The following is a 19,149-nucleotide window of genomic DNA, read 5'->3' as shown; positions in this document are numbered from 1 at the left end:
AGCGCTGCGGTCCAATCAACTTCAGCATCCCCGCAGCCCTGGCTACCGCGTCGGCTTCAAGCACGCTTTCATGCATCGTTGATTCCACGCTGCGCTGGCGTGCAAGTTGCTACGTTCCACCGGAACCCACCGTTCTTCAGACGATGGCGAATAGGCAGACCAGCAGCATACCAACAAGCACCAAGAGGCTCACGCCGAATGCAGCCGAGCGTGCCAGCTTCTGGTTTGCATAGTAAGAAAGCATGTGCGCGGTGCGGCAAGCGATATACAACCAGGCCAGCGAATTCAGCCATAGCGGGTTTGCCGCGATGAAAATGCCCGCAACCGCCAAAGCGATGAATGCAGCAACACTCTCATTTGTATTGGCGTGTGCACGGGCAGCGCGGAAGTAGAACTTGGAAAAATCCGCCGGCATTGGCGTTCCTGATTCGTGCTTGGCACGTAGTGCAGCGACGTCCGCAACAATCAGCTGGAAAAGTATCAGTCCCGCAACGGCCATGAGTGCGGCAATCGTTGCATGGTATTCAGCGATAGCGACGAGCACCATTCCTCCTAGTAGGCTGGATGCCTGAGTCAGACCGTGCCGCTTTGCGCCACGACGGAGGGTAAACGCTATCACTTGGGTTCCGCATGAACAATTGACTCGAATCTGCTTTACATCACTCTGTAATCTTGAATATCCATCGAGCAGCATTGTTGGATGTTCCAAAGCGATGCAGCAGCCGCGTTTGAAAACGCGCGAAATCAAACGGAGGTGCAGTGCTCCACGATCAGCTGGATGGCCTTGCCACCACGGTAGTCGTCACTCACCAGCCGGTAAGCGATCTGCACATGCTGCGCGGGTGTCGTCCCGGTCCAGCCACTGAAGTAAATCGCGTTGATACGTGTGGCAGTGCCAGACTGACGTAGCACAAACTTCAGATGGCGCTCCTTGAGCACGCGCCATTCAAGCACTTCGAATGCACCATCAAACAGCGGCTCGGCGAAGCCCTGGCCGAACGGGCCAGCCAAGCGCAAGGCCTCGGCGTGCTGGAAGTCCAACTCCGCAGGGGACAACTCACCATCGCTGAGCAGTTGCTGCTGCAACAAGGCAGGGTCCAGGCTGCGCTGCACCTGCTGCTCGAACGCCGCCTTGAACGCATCCAGATTCGCCAAGGGCAAACTCAGCCCGGCAGCCATCGCATGGCCACCAAACTTCTCCATCAACCCCGGATGATTGGCATTGACCGCAGCCAAGGCGTCACGAATATGGAAACCGCTGATCGAACGCGCCGAACCACGCAATACATCAGCACCGGGCTCGGCCGGCGCGAACGCAATCACCGGTCGATGCAGCCTGTCCTTCATCTTTGAAGCGACCAGGCCGACCACGCCCGGATGCCATTCGGCATCGAACAGGCAAGCCGCAACCGGGCGCTGCATGGCGTCATCCAGCAGTGCGCGGGCGACGGCACGCTCGGCATCGTCGGTCATGATCTGCTGTACCGCGCGGCGTTCTGCGTTGATCTCTTCCAGCAGCGTGGCGATATGCCGCGCCTGTGCAGGGTCTTCGGTCAGCAACAACTCGATGCCCAACGCCATGTCTTCCAGGCGCCCTGCCGCATTGAGGCGTGGCGCAACCGCGTAGCCGATGTCGCTGGCACTGAGCCGGCGCGGGTCGCGGCCGCTTACCTCGATCAAGGCCTGCAGGCCGACGCTGGCCTTGCCGGCACGCAAGCGGCGCAGACCGGCAGAAACCAGGGCACGATTATTGTCGTCCAGCGCCACCAGATCGGCGACGGTACCAACTGCGACCAGGTCCAACAACGTGAGCAGATCAGGTTCGGGCTGCGCGCCAAACACCGCCAGTTCGCGCAGATGACGGCGCAACGCCATCAGCACATAGAAAATAACCCCAACACCGGCCAGCGCTTTGCTGGGGAATGCGTCACCGTCCACGTTCGGGTCGACAATCGCGTCGGCTGGCGGCAACTGTTCACCGGGTAGATGGTGGTCAGTCACCAACACCTGCCACCCCAGGGCCTTTGCCGCACGTACGCCGGCATGGCAGGCAATGCCGTGGTCGACCGTGACCAGCATATCCGGCTTCAGTGCGGCAAGTTCCTCAACCAGGGACGGCGACAGACCGTAGCCATGCACCATCCTGTTCGGCACCGCATGCACGACGTCGCGCGCGCCCAGCATGCGCAAGCCGCGCACGCCCACTGCACAAGCCGTGGCCCCGTCACAGTCGAAATCACCGACGATCAGAATGCGCTTGTCGTTGGCGATGGCATCAGCCAACAACTGCACGGCGGCCTGCATACCGCCCAGCAGCTCCGGCGCGTGCAACTGCGCCAGTCGCGGCTGTGCCTGCTCGGGTGTGGTCGCACCTCGTGCGGCATAGATACGGCGCAGCAGCGGTAGCGTCTCATCGTTCCAGCCGTCGACCGCGACCATCTCGCGACGAACGATCTTCAAACTGTCACTCATCAGCAAGCGTCATGATCGGTTTCTTCCACAGGAACCAGCGCTGCCCGCGGGTGATGCGATAGCCAGTGCCGTCTTCGAAATCCAGCTGCAACTCGCTGAGTTCGCCACGCTTGAGCGCATCGAGCAAGGGTGCGATCGCATCCCGCGCAAGCTGCTGCAGCGAGCGCAGCTGGCGAAGATCGACCAGTGCATCAACGCTCTGTTCGCCGCCCAGGCGCACGCCAGCCAGCGCAGCCAAGCCTTGCACCAGCGCATCGCGGCTGCGCACCTGTGCGTGTGCGGTATGCACGGTTTGCGGCAGCATGCCTGCACCCCAGAACCACAGCGAGTTCACTGCTCGTTGGCCTTGTGCCACGCGCTGTTCATTCCATGGATGCTGGTGCAGCACCACCTGCGCTTCGGTCAACAGGGCGCGCCAGCGGCGTCCGTTCTCACCGTTGGGCAGATGCGAAAACAAATCGTCGCCGAGAACCACGTCCGGTTCTGCGAACTCGGGCAGCGGCGTGTCGGCAGGCAACCGCAGATACCAACGCGACGGCGTCGGCGCATCCAGCTGGTAGCCAAAGCCTGCGAACAAAGGCTGCAGCGCAGGCAGCAAGGCGTCCACGTCGGCCTGCTCAAGGCGCAGGGTCTCGGCCGCCGCCATCAGTCGCGCGCCCTGCATGTCAGGCACGATATTGGCCGGATCGGCGCGCAGCCAGAAGCCCTCGGCGGCATCGCCGGCGTCAGTCTGGCGGGTCAAGGCGGCAGCCGACCAGTCGGCCGGCTGCACGCTGAAGTGACGGCGCAGCTGCGCCGATTCACCGGCCGTACCAAGCGAACGCTCGGCACGGCCCAGGGCCGCAGCCACCTGCGCCGGCAGTTCGCCTGCCGGAAAACGGCTGCGCGCGGGCAGCAGCAGTGTGGCCTTGGCCATCGTCAGTCGAGGTATTCGACGCTGACGATTTCGTACTCGCGCTGGCCAGCCGGCGCGTCGATGGCGATGGCATCGCCCTCGTTCTTGCCGATCAGGGCGCGCGCCACCGGCGAGGAAATGGCGATCAAGCCCAGCTTGATGTCCGCTTCCAGGTCACCGACGATCTGGTAACGCTTCTCTTCGTCGCTTTCGACGTCAGCCAAGGTCACCGTTGCGCCGAACACCACCTTGCTGCCGGCGTTGAGCTTGCTGATGTCGATGACTTCCGAGTGCGACAGCTCGCCTTCCAGCTGCTTGATGCGGCCTTCGATGAAGCCCTGCTCTTCGCGTGCGGCGTGGTACTCGGCGTTTTCCTTCAGGTCACCGTGCTCGCGTGCTTCGGCGATGGCGGCAATGACCTTGGGGCGCTTTTCCGACTTCAGGTGATCCAGTTCGTCACGCAGGCGCTTGGCGCCCTTCATCGTGATGGGGGCTCTCATGCATTCAACTCCTTGTGCAGTTCCTGCAGCGACAACACCGGACCGGTGCCACGGAACTCCAGTGACTGCACCAGCGCCTTGGCGCCAGCAACGGTGGTGGAGTACGTGATGCGGTTCTGCAGTGCCTCGCGGCGGATCGAGAACGAGTCGTTGATCGCAGCACGGCCTTCGGTCGTGTTGACGATGTAGACGATCTCGCCGTTCTTGATGCTGTCCACGATGTGCGGACGGCCTTCAACCACCTTGTTGACCACGTCACAGGTGTAACCGTGCTGCTGCAACCAGGCAGCGGTGCCGCGGGTAGCCACCAGCGAATAGCCACGTTCGACCAGGCCCTGCACCGCCGGCATCACGCGCTGCTTGTCAGCGTCACGCACCGAGATGAAGACCTTGCCGACCGGCGGGGTCTTGATGCTGCCGGCTTCCTGCGCACGTGCGAACGCTGCGCTGAAGGTACGGCCTACACCCATCACTTCACCGGTGGAGCGCATCTCCGGCCCGAGGATCGGATCGACGCCCTGGAACTTGGCGAACGGGAAGATCGCTTCCTTCACCGAGTAGTAGTCCGGCACGATTTCCTTGGTCGCGCCCTGCTCGGCCAGCGTCTTGCCGGCCATACAGCGGGCGGCGATCTTGGCCAGCGCCATGCCGGTGGCCTTGGACACGAACGGCACGGTGCGCGAGGCACGCGGGTTCACTTCCAGCAGGTAGATCACGTCCTTGCCATCGGCATCGGCCTGGATCGCGAACTGGGTGTTCATCAGGCCGACGACCTGCAGTGCCTTGGCCAGCTCGGTGACCTGGCGACGCAGCTCGGCCTGGGTTTCAGCCGACAGCGAGTACGGCGGCAGCGAGCAGGACGAGTCACCGGAGTGCACGCCGGCTTCTTCGATGTGTTCCATCACGCCGCCAATCAGGACCTTGCCGTCCTTGTCGCAGATGATGTCGACGTCGGCTTCGACCGCGGCATCGAGGAAGTGGTCCAGCAGCACCGGCGAATCGTTGGACACCTTGACCGCGTCGCGCACGTAGCGGGCCAGGTCGGCTTCGCTGTAGACGATTTCCATTGCACGGCCGCCAAGCACGTAGCTCGGGCGCACCACCAGCGGGTAGCCGATTTCACGGGCCAGCAGCAGGGCTTCCTGGTCGTTGCGGGCGATGCGGTTCGGCGGCTGCTTCAGGCCGAGCTTCTCGACCAGCTGCTGGAAGCGCTCACGGTCTTCGGCCAGGTCGATGGAGTCCGGCGAGGTGCCGATCACCGGCACGCCATTGGCTTCCAGTGCACGCGCCAGCTTCAGCGGGGTCTGGCCGCCGTACTGCACGATCACGCCCTTGGGCTGTTCCAGCTCGACGATCTCCAGCACGTCTTCCAGTGTCAGCGGCTCGAAGTACAGGCGGTCGGAGGTGTCGTAGTCGGTCGAAACGGTTTCCGGGTTGCAGTTGACCATGATGGTCTCAAAACCATCCTCGCGCAGGGCGAGCGCGGCGTGCACGCAGCAGTAGTCGAACTCGATGCCCTGGCCGATGCGGTTCGGGCCACCGCCCAGGATCATGATCTTGTCGCGGTTGCTCGGCGCGGCCTCGCACTCGTCCTCGTAGGTCGAGTACAGGTAGGCGGTGCCGGTGGCGAACTCGCCGGCGCAGGAGTCAACGCGCTTGTAGACCGGACGCACCTTGTGGGCGCGACGCAGTGCGCGGATAGCCGCTTCGTTGGTGCCGGTCAGTTGCGCCAGGCGAGCGTCGGAGAAACCAGCACGCTTGAGCTTGCGCAGGCGCGCAGCGTCCAGCGAATCGATGCCTTCGGCGTAGACCTGCTTTTCGTCAGCGATGATCTCTTCGATCTGGTCGAGGAACCACGGGTCGATGTGCGACAGTCCGTAGATTTCTTCCACGCTCATGCCGGTGCGGAAGGCATCGCCCACGTAGAACAGACGCTCCGGGCCAGGGGCCTTGAGCTCACGCTTCATGGTTGCGATGTCGTCTTCGTTGTTCAGATCCAGCTCGGTCGGATCCAGCCCGATCTTGCCGGTTTCCAGACCACGCAGGGCCTTCTGCAGCGATTCCTTGAAGGTGCGGCCCATCGCCATCACCTCGCCCACCGACTTCATCTGGGTGGTCAGGCGGGCGTCGGCGGCCGGGAACTTCTCGAAGGCAAAGCGCGGAATCTTGGTGACGACGTAATCGATCGACGGCTCGAACGAGGCCGGGGTCAGGCCGCCGGTGATTTCGTTCTTCAATTCGTCCAGGGTATAGCCGACCGCCAGCTTGGCGGCGACCTTGGCGATCGGGAAGCCGGTGGCCTTGGAGGCCAGTGCCGAGGAACGCGACACGCGCGGGTTCATTTCGATCACCACCACGCGGCCGGTGGTCGGGCTGATGCCGAACTGCACGTTGGAGCCGCCGGTGTCCACGCCGATCTTGCGCAGCACGGCGATGGAGGCATCGCGCAGGCGCTGGTATTCCTTGTCGGTCAGGGTCTGTGCCGGTGCCACGGTGATGGAGTCACCGGTGTGCACGCCCATCGGATCGAGGTTCTCGATCGAGCAGACGATGATGCAGTTGTCCGCGGTGTCGCGAACCACTTCCATTTCGAATTCCTTCCAGCCCAGCACCGATTCTTCGACCAGCACTTCGGTGGTCGGCGACAGTTCCAGGCCGCGGCCAACGATCTCGATCAGCTCTTCGCGGTTGTAGGCGATGCCGCCGCCGCTGCCGCCTAGGGTGAAGGACGGACGGATGATGGTCGGGTAGCCAACGCGGGTCTGGATTTCCAGCGCTTCTTCCAGCGTGTGGGCAACGGCTGCAGTCGGGCATTCCAGACCGATCTCGCCCATCGCCACGCGGAACAGCTCGCGGTCTTCGGCCATGCGGATGGCTTCGCGCTTGGCACCGATCAGCTCGACGTTGTACTTTTCCAGCACGCCGTGGTCAGCCAGGTCCAGCGCGCAGTTCAGCGCGGTCTGGCCACCCATGGTCGGCAGCAGCGCGTCGGGGCGCTCCTTGTCGATGATCTTCTCGACCGTCTGCCAGTTGATCGGCTCGATGTAGACGGCATCGGCCATCTCCGGGTCGGTCATGATCGTGGCCGGGTTGGAGTTCACCAACACCACGCGGTAACCCTCGTCACGCAGCGCCTTGCACGCCTGCGCGCCGGAGTAGTCGAACTCACAGGCTTGGCCGATGACGATCGGGCCGGCGCCGATGATCAGGATGGTTTTTAGGTCGGTGCGCTTTGGCATTTTCTTCTCTAAGTCAGTACAGCGTGTCTGGGGGAAGTGATCGCACGCTGTCGATCAGGAAAACTCTTCTGGATCAATCGTGACACCGCATTGGCTCTGGATGCGCTCGCTCATGCGCAGCGGCAGGCCATCGGGCATCTCGCCCAGCTCCGCAAGCACGGCACCCAAGGCTTCATAGGAGCCGCTGGCCATGAACTCGCCTACCTGCTTGCGCTCCAGCTCGCTGGGCTCGCCCTCGAACTCGGCGGGCAAGGCGGTGCCGTACATCATCTGACGCTGGGTCGCGACCATGCGCTTGCCGCCCTGGCTTGAATAGAACGCCTGCCAGCGCTTGAGGTGCTGCTGGCCGTCGTTGCCAACATTGGCGACCAGGCGATCCACCAGTGCTTCATTCAGGACCTCGCCGATCGGCGTGGCCAGGCACTCGCGTTGTGCTGCCGGAATCTGCTGGAAGAGCGTGACATTGGCCAACATGGATGTGGCCGCGTCATTGCCCATGCGCTCGAAGCCGGTCAGCGGCAGCAGATCGCGGATCTCCTGCGCGGTCACTGGCGCCGCGCTGGCCACCGAGGTGACCAGCAGCGCCGGCAACATCAGCCAGCGCGCCTTGCTCACGCCTTGGCCCCTTCCATCAGGGTGATGAAGCGGTCGAACAACTGTGCCACGTCACGCGGACCCGGCGAAGCTTCCGGGTGGCCCTGGAAGGAGAACGCCGGCGCATCTGTCAGCGCGATGCCCTGGATGGTCTGGTCGAACAGCGAGCGGTGGGTGACCCGCACATTGGCAGGCAGCACGCTTTCGTCGATGGCGAAGCCGTGGTTCTGCGAGGTGATCATCACCCGGCCGTCGTCGATATCCTGCACCGGGTGGTTGGCACCGTGGTGACCGTGGCCCATCTTCATGGTCTTGGCGCCTGCGGCCAGGCCGAGCAGCTGGTGGCCCAGGCAGATACCGAAGGTCGGGATCTTCTGCTCGACGAAGGTCTTGATCGCGCTGATGGCGTAATCGCAGGGTTCCGGGTCGCCCGGGCCGTTGGACAGGAACACACCGTCCGGCTTCAGCGCCAGCACTTCGGCAGCGGGCGTCTGGGCAGGCACCACGGTCAACTCGCAACCGCGTTCGGCCAGCATGCGCAGGATGTTGGTCTTGACGCCGAAGTCGTAGGCCACAACCTTGAACTTCGGTTCGGCGCGCACGAATTCGTTGCGGTCCAGGTCCAGCTGGCCTTCGGTCCAGCCATAGGGCTTGTCGGTGCTGACCACCTTGGCCAGATCCATGCCCTTCAGGCCGGGGAACTTGCGCGCGGCTTCCAGCGCCTTCTCGACATCGATGTCGGGCCCAGCCATCAGCGCGCCGTTCTGGGCGCCGCGCTCACGCAGGATGCGGGTCAGCTTGCGGGTATCGATGCCGGAGATGGCCACCACGCCGCGCTGGATCAACCAATCCTGCAGCGACACCTGGTTGCGCCAGTTGCTCGGACGGCGCGGCACATCGCGCACGATCAGGCCCGATGCCCATACCTTGGAGGCTTCATCGTCCTGGTCGTTCATACCGGTGTTGCCGATATGCGGATACGTCAGGGTGATCATCTGCCGGGCGTAGGACGGATCGGTCAGCATTTCCTGGTAACCGGTCATGGCGGTGTTGAACACCACCTCACCCACGGATAGGCCGGGCGCGCCTACGGATTCGCCCTCGAATACGGTGCCGTCTTCGAGCACGAGAATTGCGGCTTGGGTCACGGGAATCTCACTTTGGCTACCGGGGGACTCCGAAGCCACGCCTGCGTTCACGGTCAAAAACCGGTTGCAAAAAAGCGCGGACGGCGGTCTGGGAACCGGTCCGGCTAACGTGTTTCGGCGAGCCGGAATTGTAAAGGCAAGGGGGCACCAACGCCAGCGCCCCGTGCGCTTTCCTTCAGCTGTTCAGTGGTTACAAAAGCCACATTCCGGAAGGAATGTGCTCCGCATTCAGCTATTTCAGGCCTGCTCGGACGTCCCGACCAGATCCCGCACCCGGTACTGGCCCGGACTGCGTTGGCGCAGTTGTTTGGCTGCATGCAGCGCCCCGCGCGCAAAAATGTCGCGATTGGTAGCCCGGTGCACCAGCTCCACCCGCTCGCCCAGCCCGGTGAACTGGACGAAGTGCTCGCCGATGATGTCGCCAGCGCGCAGACTGGCGTAGCGCGGCTCGGCGCCACCATGCTGGGCCGATTCCCCCAGCGTCAACGCGGTACCGGAAGGCGCATCCTTCTTGTGCACGTGATGGGATTCGACGATATCGCAATCCCAGCCCGGCAACGCCGCCGCCGCCCGCTCCACCAGCTCGGCCAGCACCGCCACGCCGAGGCTGAAGTTGGTCGCCCAAACCAGAGGAATACTGGCCGCCGCAGCGGCGAGCGCGCCTTGTTGCGACTCGCTGATGCCGGTCGTGCCCGATACCAGGCCAACACCGCGTTCCACGCACAGCGCCAGCACCGGGTCAAAACCTTCGGGCAAACTGAAATCTATCGCCACATCAAACGCTGGCGCGCCGGCCAGCTCGGAGGCGGCGAAATGCGGGATGCCGTCGATCACGCGCTGGATCGGCGGCTTGCGCACCACCGCAGCAACCACCTGCAAAGAGGAATCTTCTGCCGCAAGACGCAGCAGGGCCTGACCCATGCGCCCGGAGGCGCCGTGGATCAACAAACGGGTGGGGGTCGTATTCATGCCCGCACGCTAACGCTTCAATGGCCCGGCGCACAAGCGCACCGCGCGCTTACATCCTGCCGACGTGGGTAATCGCACGGCTGCCGGTCATATAGGTACGCCAGCGACTGCGCTCCACGGTGTCGCGGCCGCGGCTCACCATGCGGATACCCGCCATTTCAACAATCGCCGAAACCTCGACCTCGGCCGAACGGCCATCACTGGCAATGCTGATGCTGTTCACCTTCTGCTCGTAACGCAGCGGCATGCGATCACCGAAGGCGTCCCGGAACTGACGCAGCTGACCCATGCTCTCGGCCAGGGAAGCGCAGTACTGCGCCCTGTCATAGCGCTGCTCGGACTGATCGGTTTCGGTCTTGGTCACCGTGGTCTGCACATAGTCTTTCGACAACATCTCGCACAGCGGCTTGTCATCGCCTGCTGCAAGCGCCTGGTCGGCGCGCAGGTACAGCGCGCGCACCTGGGACTCGGTGATCTTGTTGCCGCCACGCAGATAGATCGATCCACCTACGGCCAACACCACGACCAACATCACAACGCCAATCAATGACTTCATGTCTTTCCCCTGGTTGCTTCCTGCAATCGACGCAGTGTACAGCCGAAATGCTTCGTTCTACATGGAACCCCTGCCCGCGCCGCTACCAGTTTGGTGACAACACCAAATTGCCCAATGCCGCTTGCCAGGACTGTAGCCCGGGCAAGCGCCACGCACCGGGGCAAGTGTCCAATGGTCTTTCGGACTGCCTGCCGATGCTCCGGTGCCAGCTGAGGTTGCTCGAGCTTCGCGGCTTACGCCGCTCCTACAAAAGGCGCGCGCTGTTTTCGACATGAAACAACGCCGGGTTTCCCCGGCGTTGTTGTATTGCTCAATGCTGCTTGGGCTCGCTTGGCCCGCAGCTGTTGCAGCCACCACAGGCGCCGGCGCCACTGGCCGCCGGCAGCGCCAGGCGCCGCCCCCAGGCCTGCAGTCGCGGCGAACGCTGCGGCTTCACCAGCCACAGCGCCAACACCCCACGCAGCTTGCGCAATACACCGGGGAACTGCTTCTTCAGCACCACCCAGGCACTGACCAGCACCGCCACGGCGATGATCAGGTATTGCAGCAGCAGGCTCGTGTCCATCAGCCAGCTCCCAATGCCACCGCCACCTGATAGGTGACAAAGGCCGCCAGATAGGCCGCGCCGAACAGGTAGACCGTGGCGAAAGCCATCTGCTTCCACGAGTTGGTCTCGCGTTTGATCGTGGCCAAAGTGGAGATGCACATCGGCGCGTAGATGAACCACACCATCAGCGACAAGCCCGTCGCCAGGGTCCAACCATCGCTGATCACCGGCGTCAGCGCCTGGATGGCGGCATCGTCATCGGCGGCCGAGAGCGCATAGATGGTGGCCAGCGAAGACACCGCGACTTCACGCGCACCCATGCCGGGGATCAAGGCAATACATATCTGCCAGTTGAAGCCCAACGGCGCGAAGATCACCGCCATCGCGTGGCCGATCTGGCCGGCGAAGCTGTAATCAATTGCCGGCATGGTCGCGTTCTCCGGCGCTCCCGGGTAGGACAGCAGGAACCACAGCAGGATGGTCAGCGACAGGATGATGCCGCCCACGCGCTTGAGGAAGATCATCGCGCGCTCGTACAGACCAACCAGCAGGTCACGCGGATTGGGCAGGCGGTAGGACGGCAGCTCCAGCATCAAGGGATGCTCGCTCTTGTCGCGACGGAATTTCTTCATCGTCCACGACATCACCAGCGCACTGAGGATACCGGCCACATACAGGGCAAACAGCACCAGACCCTGCTGGTTGAACACGCCCCACACGGTCTTGGCCGGAATGAAGGCACCAATCAGCAAGGCATACACCGGCAGGCGCGCCGAACAGGTCATCAGCGGCGCCACCAGAATCGTAGCCAGGCGATCGCGCGGGTCCTGGATCGAACGGGTCGACATGATGCCCGGCACCGCGCAAGCGAAACTCGACAGCAGCGGGATGAACGAACGCCCGGACAGACCAGCCGAAGCCATCATCCGATCCAGCAGGAAGGCAGCGCGCGGCAGATAGCCGGACTCTTCCAACGCCAGAATGAAGGCGAACAGGATCAGGATCTGCGGCAGGAACACCAGCACGCCGCCGACACCGGCGATGATGCCGTCCACCAGCAGGCTGCTGAGCGGCCCTTCTGGCAGCTTCTCAGCCACTACAGGTCCCAGCCAAGCGAAGGCTGCCTCGATGCCATCCATCAATGGCGTGGCCCAGGCGTACACCGCCTGGAAGATCAGGAACATCACAACGGCCAGGGTCAGCAGGCCGTACACCGGGTGCAGCAACCAGCGGTCCAGCGCGTCATCCACCCTGGCGGTCGGCGCCGGCATGCGCACCGCCGAGGCCAGGATGTCGCGCACCTGCACGTGGTAGTCCGCACCGGGTTCGGCCGCATGCACCGGCATGGTGTCGAGCTTTGGCATCAGCGTATCGATGCGTTCGACCAGCGCGCGCGCGCCGTTGTGGCGCACCGCGACGGTTTCCACCACCGGCACACCCAAGGCTTTCTCAAGTGCCGGCACGTCGATCTCGATGCCGCGCTTGCGGGCTGCATCGACCATGTTCAGCGCCACCACCATCGGCTTGCCCAGTTCGCGCACTTCCAGCGCAAAGCGCAGGTGCAGGCGAAGGTTGGTGGCGTCGATCACGCAGATCAGCGCATCCGGAGCGGCTTCGCCCGGGTAGAAGCCCCTGCACAGGTCACGGGTAATGGCCTCGTCCAGGCTGGCCGGGTGCAGGCTGTAGGCACCCGGCAGATCCAGCACCGCGTATTCCTGCCCGGACGGCCCGCGCATGCGGCCTTCCTTACGCTCGACGGTGACGCCGGTGTAGTTGGCCACCTTCTGGCGGCTGCCGGTCAGCTGGTTGAACAACGCGGTCTTGCCGCTGTTCGGGTTGCCTACCAGCGCCAGCCGGGCGATCGCCGTACTCATGCCTTTGCTCCTTCAGCGCTGATCTGGACCCGCGCGGCCTCGCTACGACGCAGCGCAAAACGGGTGAAACCGACCTGGAACAGCAGCGGCTCACCGCCGACCGGGCCACGCGCAACCAAACGAACTTCTTCTCCGTTCACAAAACCCAGCTCGCGCAGACGGCGCGCGATCGCATCGTTTGCATGCAGGTCCTGAACGCTTTCAACGCGCGCTGAAGCATGCAGCGGCAAATCTGACAACGTCACTGAATGGGCGCCTATGTAGAGTTGATAAGAATGGTTATCAATTCTAGCATCGCCGCGCTGCGTCATGGCGTCCCACCCCTGCACCGCTATGATTCGTCGGATTACCGTTCAAACAGGCATTACCAATGAGCGATGCACTGCTCGTGCAGCATCAGGGCGCGGTGGCGACCCTTTCCATGAACCGGCCGGACCTGCACAACGCCTTCGATGCGGCGCTGATCCAGTCATTGACCGACACCTTGTCCAACCTGGGCGCAGACCCGGACGTGCGGGCAGTGGTACTGGCAAGTACCGGCCCCTCCTTCTCGGCCGGAGCCGACCTGCAGTGGATGCGCTCCATGGCCAGCGCCAGCCAGGAAGAGAACCGTATCGACTCGCTGGCGCTGGCAAAACTGATGCGCACCCTGGATGAGCTGCCCAAACCAACCATCGCCCGCGTGCAAGGGGCAGCCTTTGGTGGCGGGGTTGGCCTGGTGGCCTGTTGCGATATCGCCATTGCGGCCGAGAGTGCGCGCTTTGGCCTGACCGAAAGCCGGCTCGGCCTGCTGCCCGCAGTGATTTCGCCGTATGTGATCACCGCGATCGGCCCGCGCCAGGCACGGCGCTGGTTTGCCACCGGTGAGCACTTCGACGCCAGCACCGCGCAACAGATCGGCCTGGTCCATCAGGTGGTGGCTGCCGATGCATTGGATGCCGCCGTGCAGACCCAGCTCAATCTGCTGGGCAAGGCCGGTCCGGTTGCCGCCGCATCCGCCAAGGTATTGGTCCGCGAGGTCCATGCCGCGTTGGGGGATCGCGATGGCCTGGACCGCGCCAATGCCGGCCTGATCGCCGCCCTGCGCGCCTCCGATGAAGGTCGCGAAGGACTGACCGCCTTCCTTGAGAAGCGCCCTCCCCGCTGGACCGCGCAGTAATCTGCGCTCCAGCCCTACCCGCGCCCTCCTCCAGCCAAAGACCGCTCCATGAATGATTTCGTCCGTATCGTCGAGGTAGGCCCGCGTGATGGCCTGCAGAATGAAAAGCAGCAGGTCGCCACTGCCGACAAGATCGAATTGATCGACCGGCTCTCGGCCACCGGCCTGCGCAGCATCGAGGCCACCAGCTTTGTCAGCCCGAAATGGGTGCCGCAGCTGGCCGACGCCGCCGAGGTGTTTACCGGCATCCAGCGCAAGCCCGGCGTCAGCTACCCGGTACTGGTACCCAACGAACAGGGTTATGAACGTGCCCTGGCGGTAGGCGTCACCGAAGTCGCCGTGTTCACCGCGGCCTCCGAGCAGTTCAACCGCACCAATACCAATGCCGGCATTGATGAATCGCTGCAGCGCTTCGAACCCATCCTGGCCCGCGCCAAGGCTGACGGTGTGCGGGTGCGCGGCTATGTCTCCACGGTATTGGGCTGCCCCTACCAGGGCGAAGTGCCGTTGGCCGACGTGGTCCGCGTGGCTGCTCGCCTGCACGCCATGGGCTGTTATGAAATATCACTGGGCGACACCATCGGCGTCGGCACCCCACTCAAGGCCCGTGCGATGTTGCGGGCGGTGGCGGCGGAACTGCCCCTCGCCGACCTGGCCGTGCATTTCCACGACACCTACGGCCAGGCCCTGGCCAATATCGCCAGCTGCCTGGAAGAAGGCGTGCGCGTGGTGGATTCGGCCGTGGCCGGCACCGGTGGCTGCCCCTACGCGCGCGGTGCCAGTGGTAATGTCGCCAGCGAAGATGTTATTTACATGCTGCACGGCATGGGGATGCGTACCGGCGTGGATCTGCCGGCGCTGGCCGCTACGGGGAACTGGCTCGCAGAACGACTGGGCCGGCAGACAGGCAGCAAGACAGGAAGGGCATTGACAGTGTCATGACCGGAACCAGCCAGCTTGGAGTATCTGACGACGGCGATCACCGCGCAGCGCATGTCGACGCGCTTGCTGGACTGGAACAAGCACTGCTACAACCATTGCCATTGGGCCTGCAGCAGGCATTGCTTGCTGCACGTTCGGCCTTGACCGAGGCCATGGCCGAGCGGCGGGTGGCACAACGCCGCTACGCCGCGCTGTTCAATGCGGTACCCGACCCGGTCAGCATTCTCAGTGCCACCGGGGTGGTGTTGGATGTCAACAGCGCCGGGGTTCGCGCCTATGGCCGTACCCGCGAGGAGATCGTTGGCCAGCCAATCGAGCTGCTCAACCCCGACTTGCCGGCCGACCATCTTGAGCCGGTCTGGGAAACCCTCAATCGTGGCGAAACCTATGTGGTGGAAGTCACCAACATGCGCGGCGACGGCAGCCGCTTTCCGGTGGAGGTGCATTCGGCCACCATCGAGCATGACGATGCGCACTGCATCGTCGCCGTTGCCCGCGACCTGAGCCGGCGCTGGCAGGCCGAAACCCGCTACCGCCTGCTGCTGGAGTCCATCGACAAAGGCGTGATGCTGTTCGACCGCCACCTGGGCATCATTTCCGCCAATCCCGCCGCACACCGCATTTTCAACCTTGGCAGCGTTGCCCCGGCCAAGGTGCCCTTGCACAGCGATGAATGGATCAGCGTCGACGAACACGGTCGTCGGCTGCGACCCGAGCAGTGGCCGGTAACCCGCTCCTTCGCCGAAGGCAGGACCATTCCCAGCACCATCATCGGCCTGTACCACCGCCCCAATGGACGGATGATCTGGATCTCGATCACCACCGTGCCGGTGTTCTCGGCTGGCTGCGACCTGCCCGACCACGTGTTTTCCCTGTTCAGTGACATCACCGAACTCAAGCGCGACCACGCCCTGTTCGACCGTGCCCAATCGCTGGCGCATATCGGCGGTTGGGAGTGGGATCGCGGCCAGCAGCGGCTTTACCTCACCGGTGAAGCACAGCGCATCCTGGGCCAGCAATCGGCACCCACCGACCTGGAACAACTGCTGGCCTGCCTGAGCAGCCTGTCGCGCCAACAGCTGCGCGATGCGCTGGAGCGCGTGATCGAGCAGCGCACCGGCTTCGAGCTGGAGCTGCAGGGCCAACGCGCCAGCGGCCACAGCTTCTGGATCCGGATGATTGGCGAAGTGGAGCTCGGCGACCTGGCCTCCACGCGTATCGCCGGGACCCTGCAGGACATCACCGAGCCCAAGCACGCCGAGCAGACCCTCAAGAACCAGGCCCGCACCGATCCGCTGACCGGCATCATGAATCGCGATGCTGCCCTTACCGACCTGGAAGCCCGGCTGAGCAATCCCTCACACGCCGAGGTCGCCGTGCTCTACATCGATCTGGATCGGTTCAAGACCGTCAATGATGTGCTCGGCCACAACGCCGGCGACCTGCTGCTGATCGAAGCCACCCGCCGCATCGCCGATGCAATCGGCACCGAAGGCCTGCTTGCGCGCTTTGGCGGCGATGAGTTCGTGGTCACCTGCGACGCCCGCGAGCTGCCAAACCGACCGGAAAAGCTGGCCGAAGCCATCACCCGCGCCTTCGTCCCGCCATTCCAGTTCGGCAAGGACGAGTTCCCGGTCACCACCAGCATTGGCATCGCCCGCGCCCCCAAGGACGGTGTGCGCCCGCAGCAGCTGATCCAGAACGCCGATCTGGCCATGTACGAATGCAAGCGCCGCGACCGCAATGGCTGGCAGCAGTTCTCGCCTGAACTGGCGCGCCGGCAACGGGACCGCCTGCAGATCGAACGGCGCCTGCGCAAGGCGCTGGACCGCGACGAGTTCCGGCTGGTCTACCAGCCACAGGTGGATCTGCGCAGCGGCCAGGTCGTCGCCTGCGAAGCACTGATCCGCTGGCGCAGTCGCCAGTTGGGCGAATTGCGCCCGGACATCTTCATCAGCCACGCCGAGAACACCGGCGACATCGTCCGCATCGGCGAATGGGTGCTGCACCAGGCCTGCCGGCAGATCCGCGAATGGCAGCGCGAAGGCCTGGGCATGATGCGGGTAGCGATCAACGTCTCCTACCGACAGTTCAGTGGCGACCGCCTGGCGCGCCAGGTGCGCGAGGTACTGGAGCACTACAGCATGCCCGGCAGCGCATTGGAACTGGAATTCACCGAGCGGGTATTGATCGAAGACGCCCCCGCCACGCTGCGTACCTTCGCCGAACTGCGCGCCATGGGCGTGGTGCTCACCATCGACGATTTTGGCGAGGGCTATAGTGCGCTCAACTACCTGCGTACCTTGCCCATCCACGGCCTCAAGCTCAGCCAGCTGTTCATCAGTGGTGTACCCGGCAATCCTTCCGACGTGGCTGTCTGCGAGGCGGTCTGCGGCATCGCCCGCAGCCTCGGGCTGGGGCTGGTGGCCGAGGGCATCGAGTCCGAGGCCCAGCGCCAGTTCCTGCTGGAGCTGGGGGTACCGGTCGGCCAGGGCTTCCTGTTCGCCCCCGGCCTGTCGCCGCCTGACTTCAGCCGACAACTGACCAGGGCTGACGCGGCTGGCCCGGTACCACAGGTCTGATCACCCCAATCAGGCGCGGATCGGCATCGGCTAGAATCGGCGGATCACTCAGCAGGATTGTTCCAATGCAGCTGTCTTCCGTTCGTGCCGTCATCACCGGCGGCGTCTCCGGGCTTGGTCTCGGTGTCGCCCAGTTCCTGGTTGCCAATGGCGGCAAGGTCGCCCTGTTCGACCTCAATGATGAAAAGGGCGCCGCTGCGGTCGCCGACCTGGGCGCCGACAATGCCCGTTACTTCACCACCAATGTCACCGACGAAGCTGGTGTGGCCGCCAACCTGGCTGCCGCGCGTGAGTTCCTGGGCGGCTTGAACGTGGTGATGAACTGCGCCGGCATCCTCGGTGCCGGCCGCGTACTCGGCCGCGAAGCAGCGATGCCGCTGGCCAACTTCCAGAGTACGGTGATGGTCAACCTGGTCGGCAGCTTCAACGTCGCCAAGGCCGGCGCCGAGCTGATGCAGCACAACGAGGCCAACGCCGACGGCGAGCGCGGCGTGATCATCAACACCGCCTCAGTGGCTGCCTATGAAGGCCAGATCGGCCAGGCTGCCTATTCCGCCTCCAAGGGCGGCGTGGTCGGCATGACCCTGCCGATGGCACGCGAGCTGTCGCGCTTCGGCATCCGCGTACTCACCATCGCTCCGGGCGTGTTCTGGACCCCGATGGTCGACGGCATGCCGCAGAACGTGCAGGAATCGCTGGCCGCTTCCATCCCGTTCCCGTCGCGCCTGGGCCAGCCGGCCGATTTCGCCAGCCTGGTCGGCCACATCATTGGCAATACCTACCTCAACGGTGAGACTATTCGCCTCGACGGTGCCGTACGTTTGGCACCGAAGTGACTCCGGAGCGGGGCTTGGGAATTCGGGACGGCGCGAAAGTGCTGCCCGATCAACCCAGGACCCGCTTCTGGTTTTGCGAATCTCCCATCCCGATTCCCTGATACCAGCGCTCAACCCATGAAAGCCAACGACATCAAGAAAGGCAACGTCGTCGAGTACAACAACGGCGTCTACCAGATCCGCGACATCGAGCGCAGCTCCCCACAGGGCCGTGGCGGCAACGTCCGCTTCCGCTTCATCATGTACAGCGTGCCGGGCGGCAACAAGCTCGATGCCAGCTTCGATGCCGACGACAACCTGCCGGAAGTCGAGCTGCTGCGTCGCCAGTCCACCTTTTCCTACATGGACGGCGATGCCTTCGTGTTCATGGATGACGAGGACTACACCCCGTACACGCTGGACGCCGAGGTCATCGGCGACGACGCCGGCTACATCACCGAAGGCCTGACCGGCATCTACGTGCAGGTGATCGACGACCAGCCGGTTGCCGTGCAGATGCCGCAGCACGTGACCCTGGAAGTGATCGAGACCCCGCCGGAACTGAAGGGCGGCACCGCCACCAAGCGCCCGAAGCCAGCCAAGCTGAGCACCGGCCTGGAAATCATGGTGCCGGAGTACATCGTCAACGGCGAACGCATCCTGGTGAACACCACCACCGGCGAGTTCGGCGGCCGCGCTGATTGATTGACTGCAGCCTCCCGCCAAACGGCGGGGGGCTGTGCACGGCTTTTTGTAGGAGCGGGGGGATCCCCGCAACGGGGAGGGGGTGAGATAGTTGTATGCACAAAAAAACCCCCGGGGGTACCAAAACCACCAAAACCCGGGGAGCCCCGCCC

At 63.9% G+C, this 19,149-nt stretch carries 17 protein-coding genes; 5 read left to right on the top strand and 12 right to left on the bottom strand.

Annotated elements, in window-relative coordinates:
• Positions 1 to 136: 136 nt before the first annotated feature.
• From ACVOL0_RS08095 to ACVOL0_RS08040, 12 genes are all read right to left on the bottom strand, one after another.
• Entirely contained in the window at positions 137 to 544 is a 408-nt protein-coding gene (locus tag ACVOL0_RS08095; protein WP_481548645.1) for an MAPEG family protein, read from the bottom strand.
• Positions 545 to 744: 200 nt separating this feature from the next.
• A complete protein-coding gene (gene recJ, locus ACVOL0_RS08090; protein ID WP_481548644.1) occupies positions 745 to 2,472 on the bottom strand; it encodes a single-stranded-DNA-specific exonuclease RecJ in 1,728 nt (575 codons plus the stop codon).
• A complete protein-coding gene (locus ACVOL0_RS08085; RefSeq protein ID WP_481548643.1) occupies positions 2,465 to 3,388 on the bottom strand; it encodes a phosphoglycerate mutase in 924 nt (307 codons plus the stop codon). Before ACVOL0_RS08085 ends, recJ begins: the two co-directional genes overlap by 8 nt.
• A 2-nt stretch (positions 3,389 to 3,390) precedes the next feature.
• Positions 3,391 to 3,855, bottom strand: a complete 465-nt coding sequence (gene greA, locus ACVOL0_RS08080; RefSeq protein WP_481509415.1) for a transcription elongation factor GreA — start codon at positions 3,853 to 3,855, stop codon at positions 3,391 to 3,393.
• 8 nt (positions 3,856 to 3,863) lie between these two features.
• Positions 3,864 to 7,106, bottom strand: a complete 3,243-nt coding sequence (carB, locus tag ACVOL0_RS08075; protein WP_481548642.1) for a carbamoyl-phosphate synthase large subunit — start codon at positions 7,104 to 7,106, stop codon at positions 3,864 to 3,866.
• 54 nt (positions 7,107 to 7,160) lie between these two features.
• On the bottom strand, positions 7,161 to 7,721 hold the full coding sequence (locus ACVOL0_RS08070; RefSeq protein WP_481548641.1) for a DUF2059 domain-containing protein: 561 nt from the start codon (positions 7,719 to 7,721) through the stop codon (positions 7,161 to 7,163).
• Complete coding sequence (carA, locus tag ACVOL0_RS08065; RefSeq protein WP_481548640.1) at positions 7,718 to 8,848, bottom strand: glutamine-hydrolyzing carbamoyl-phosphate synthase small subunit; 1,131 nt, start codon at positions 8,846 to 8,848, stop codon at positions 7,718 to 7,720. The genes ACVOL0_RS08070 and carA overlap by 4 nt, the downstream gene beginning before the upstream one ends.
• Before the next feature lie 237 nt (positions 8,849 to 9,085).
• Entirely contained in the window at positions 9,086 to 9,817 is a 732-nt protein-coding gene (gene dapB / locus ACVOL0_RS08060; protein ID WP_481548639.1) for a 4-hydroxy-tetrahydrodipicolinate reductase, read from the bottom strand.
• 49 nt (positions 9,818 to 9,866) lie between these two features.
• On the bottom strand, positions 9,867 to 10,373 hold the full coding sequence (locus ACVOL0_RS08055; RefSeq protein WP_481548638.1) for a hypothetical protein: 507 nt from the start codon (positions 10,371 to 10,373) through the stop codon (positions 9,867 to 9,869).
• A 310-nt stretch (positions 10,374 to 10,683) separates the two neighbouring features.
• Complete coding sequence (locus tag ACVOL0_RS08050; RefSeq protein ID WP_481548637.1) at positions 10,684 to 10,938, bottom strand: DUF6587 family protein; 255 nt, start codon at positions 10,936 to 10,938, stop codon at positions 10,684 to 10,686.
• Entirely contained in the window at positions 10,938 to 12,794 is a 1,857-nt protein-coding gene (gene feoB, locus ACVOL0_RS08045; protein WP_481548636.1) for a ferrous iron transport protein B, read from the bottom strand. Before feoB ends, ACVOL0_RS08050 begins: the two co-directional genes overlap by 1 nt.
• On the bottom strand, positions 12,791 to 13,039 hold the full coding sequence (locus ACVOL0_RS08040; RefSeq protein WP_481548669.1) for a FeoA family protein: 249 nt from the start codon (positions 13,037 to 13,039) through the stop codon (positions 12,791 to 12,793). The genes feoB and ACVOL0_RS08040 overlap by 4 nt, the downstream gene beginning before the upstream one ends.
• A 125-nt stretch (positions 13,040 to 13,164) precedes the next feature.
• Here ACVOL0_RS08040 and ACVOL0_RS08035 point away from each other — a divergent pair, with 125 nt between their 5' ends.
• From ACVOL0_RS08035 to yeiP, 5 genes are all read left to right on the top strand, one after another.
• Positions 13,165 to 13,953: an enoyl-CoA hydratase-related protein gene (locus ACVOL0_RS08035; RefSeq protein ID WP_481548635.1), complete on the top strand. Its 789-nt coding sequence runs from the start codon at positions 13,165 to 13,167 to the stop codon at positions 13,951 to 13,953.
• A 48-nt stretch (positions 13,954 to 14,001) separates the two neighbouring features.
• Positions 14,002 to 14,895 carry a hydroxymethylglutaryl-CoA lyase gene (locus tag ACVOL0_RS08030; protein WP_481548634.1) on the top strand — a complete coding sequence of 298 codons (894 nt, stop codon included), beginning with the start codon at positions 14,002 to 14,004 and terminating at the stop codon, positions 14,893 to 14,895.
• Positions 14,892 to 17,477 carry a sensor domain-containing protein gene (locus ACVOL0_RS08025; RefSeq protein WP_481548633.1) on the top strand — a complete coding sequence of 862 codons (2,586 nt, stop codon included), beginning with the start codon at positions 14,892 to 14,894 and terminating at the stop codon, positions 17,475 to 17,477. The genes ACVOL0_RS08030 and ACVOL0_RS08025 overlap by 4 nt, the downstream gene beginning before the upstream one ends.
• A 65-nt stretch (positions 17,478 to 17,542) precedes the next feature.
• Positions 17,543 to 18,313 (top strand): SDR family NAD(P)-dependent oxidoreductase, encoded by a 771-nt coding sequence (locus ACVOL0_RS08020; protein WP_481548632.1) that lies wholly within the window; start codon positions 17,543 to 17,545, stop codon positions 18,311 to 18,313.
• Positions 18,314 to 18,430: 117 nt separating this feature from the next.
• Positions 18,431 to 18,997, top strand: coding sequence for an elongation factor P-like protein YeiP (gene yeiP, locus ACVOL0_RS08015; protein WP_282270790.1), 567 nt, complete (start codon positions 18,431 to 18,433; stop codon positions 18,995 to 18,997).
• The last annotated feature ends 152 nt before the right edge of the window (positions 18,998 to 19,149 follow it).

The organism is Stenotrophomonas sp. STEN021 (genome assembly GCF_056760175.1).
This window is presented reverse-complemented; position numbering and strand designations above follow the sequence as displayed.

What these genes read in the sequence shown, in the direction of transcription:
- ACVOL0_RS08055 (WP_481548638.1), bottom strand. Translation starts at nt 10,373, where the DNA reads ATGAAGTCATTGATTGGCGTTGTGATGTTGGTCGTGGTGTTGGCCGTA.
- ACVOL0_RS08035 (WP_481548635.1), top strand. Translation starts at nt 13,165, where the DNA reads ATGAGCGATGCACTGCTCGTGCAGCATCAGGGCGCGGTGGCGACCCTT.
- feoB (WP_481548636.1), bottom strand. Translation starts at nt 12,794, where the DNA reads ATGAGTACGGCGATCGCCCGGCTGGCGCTGGTAGGCAACCCGAACAGC.
- ACVOL0_RS08085 (WP_481548643.1), bottom strand. Translation starts at nt 3,388, where the DNA reads ATGGCCAAGGCCACACTGCTGCTGCCCGCGCGCAGCCGTTTTCCGGCA.
- recJ (WP_481548644.1), bottom strand. Translation starts at nt 2,472, where the DNA reads ATGAGTGACAGTTTGAAGATCGTTCGTCGCGAGATGGTCGCGGTCGAC.
- yeiP (WP_282270790.1), top strand. Translation starts at nt 18,431, where the DNA reads ATGAAAGCCAACGACATCAAGAAAGGCAACGTCGTCGAGTACAACAAC.
- ACVOL0_RS08020 (WP_481548632.1), top strand. Translation starts at nt 17,543, where the DNA reads ATGCAGCTGTCTTCCGTTCGTGCCGTCATCACCGGCGGCGTCTCCGGG.
- ACVOL0_RS08030 (WP_481548634.1), top strand. Translation starts at nt 14,002, where the DNA reads ATGAATGATTTCGTCCGTATCGTCGAGGTAGGCCCGCGTGATGGCCTG.
- ACVOL0_RS08050 (WP_481548637.1), bottom strand. Translation starts at nt 10,938, where the DNA reads ATGGACACGAGCCTGCTGCTGCAATACCTGATCATCGCCGTGGCGGTG.
- ACVOL0_RS08025 (WP_481548633.1), top strand. Translation starts at nt 14,892, where the DNA reads ATGACCGGAACCAGCCAGCTTGGAGTATCTGACGACGGCGATCACCGC.
- dapB (WP_481548639.1), bottom strand. Translation starts at nt 9,817, where the DNA reads ATGAATACGACCCCCACCCGTTTGTTGATCCACGGCGCCTCCGGGCGC.
- carB (WP_481548642.1), bottom strand. Translation starts at nt 7,106, where the DNA reads ATGCCAAAGCGCACCGACCTAAAAACCATCCTGATCATCGGCGCCGGC.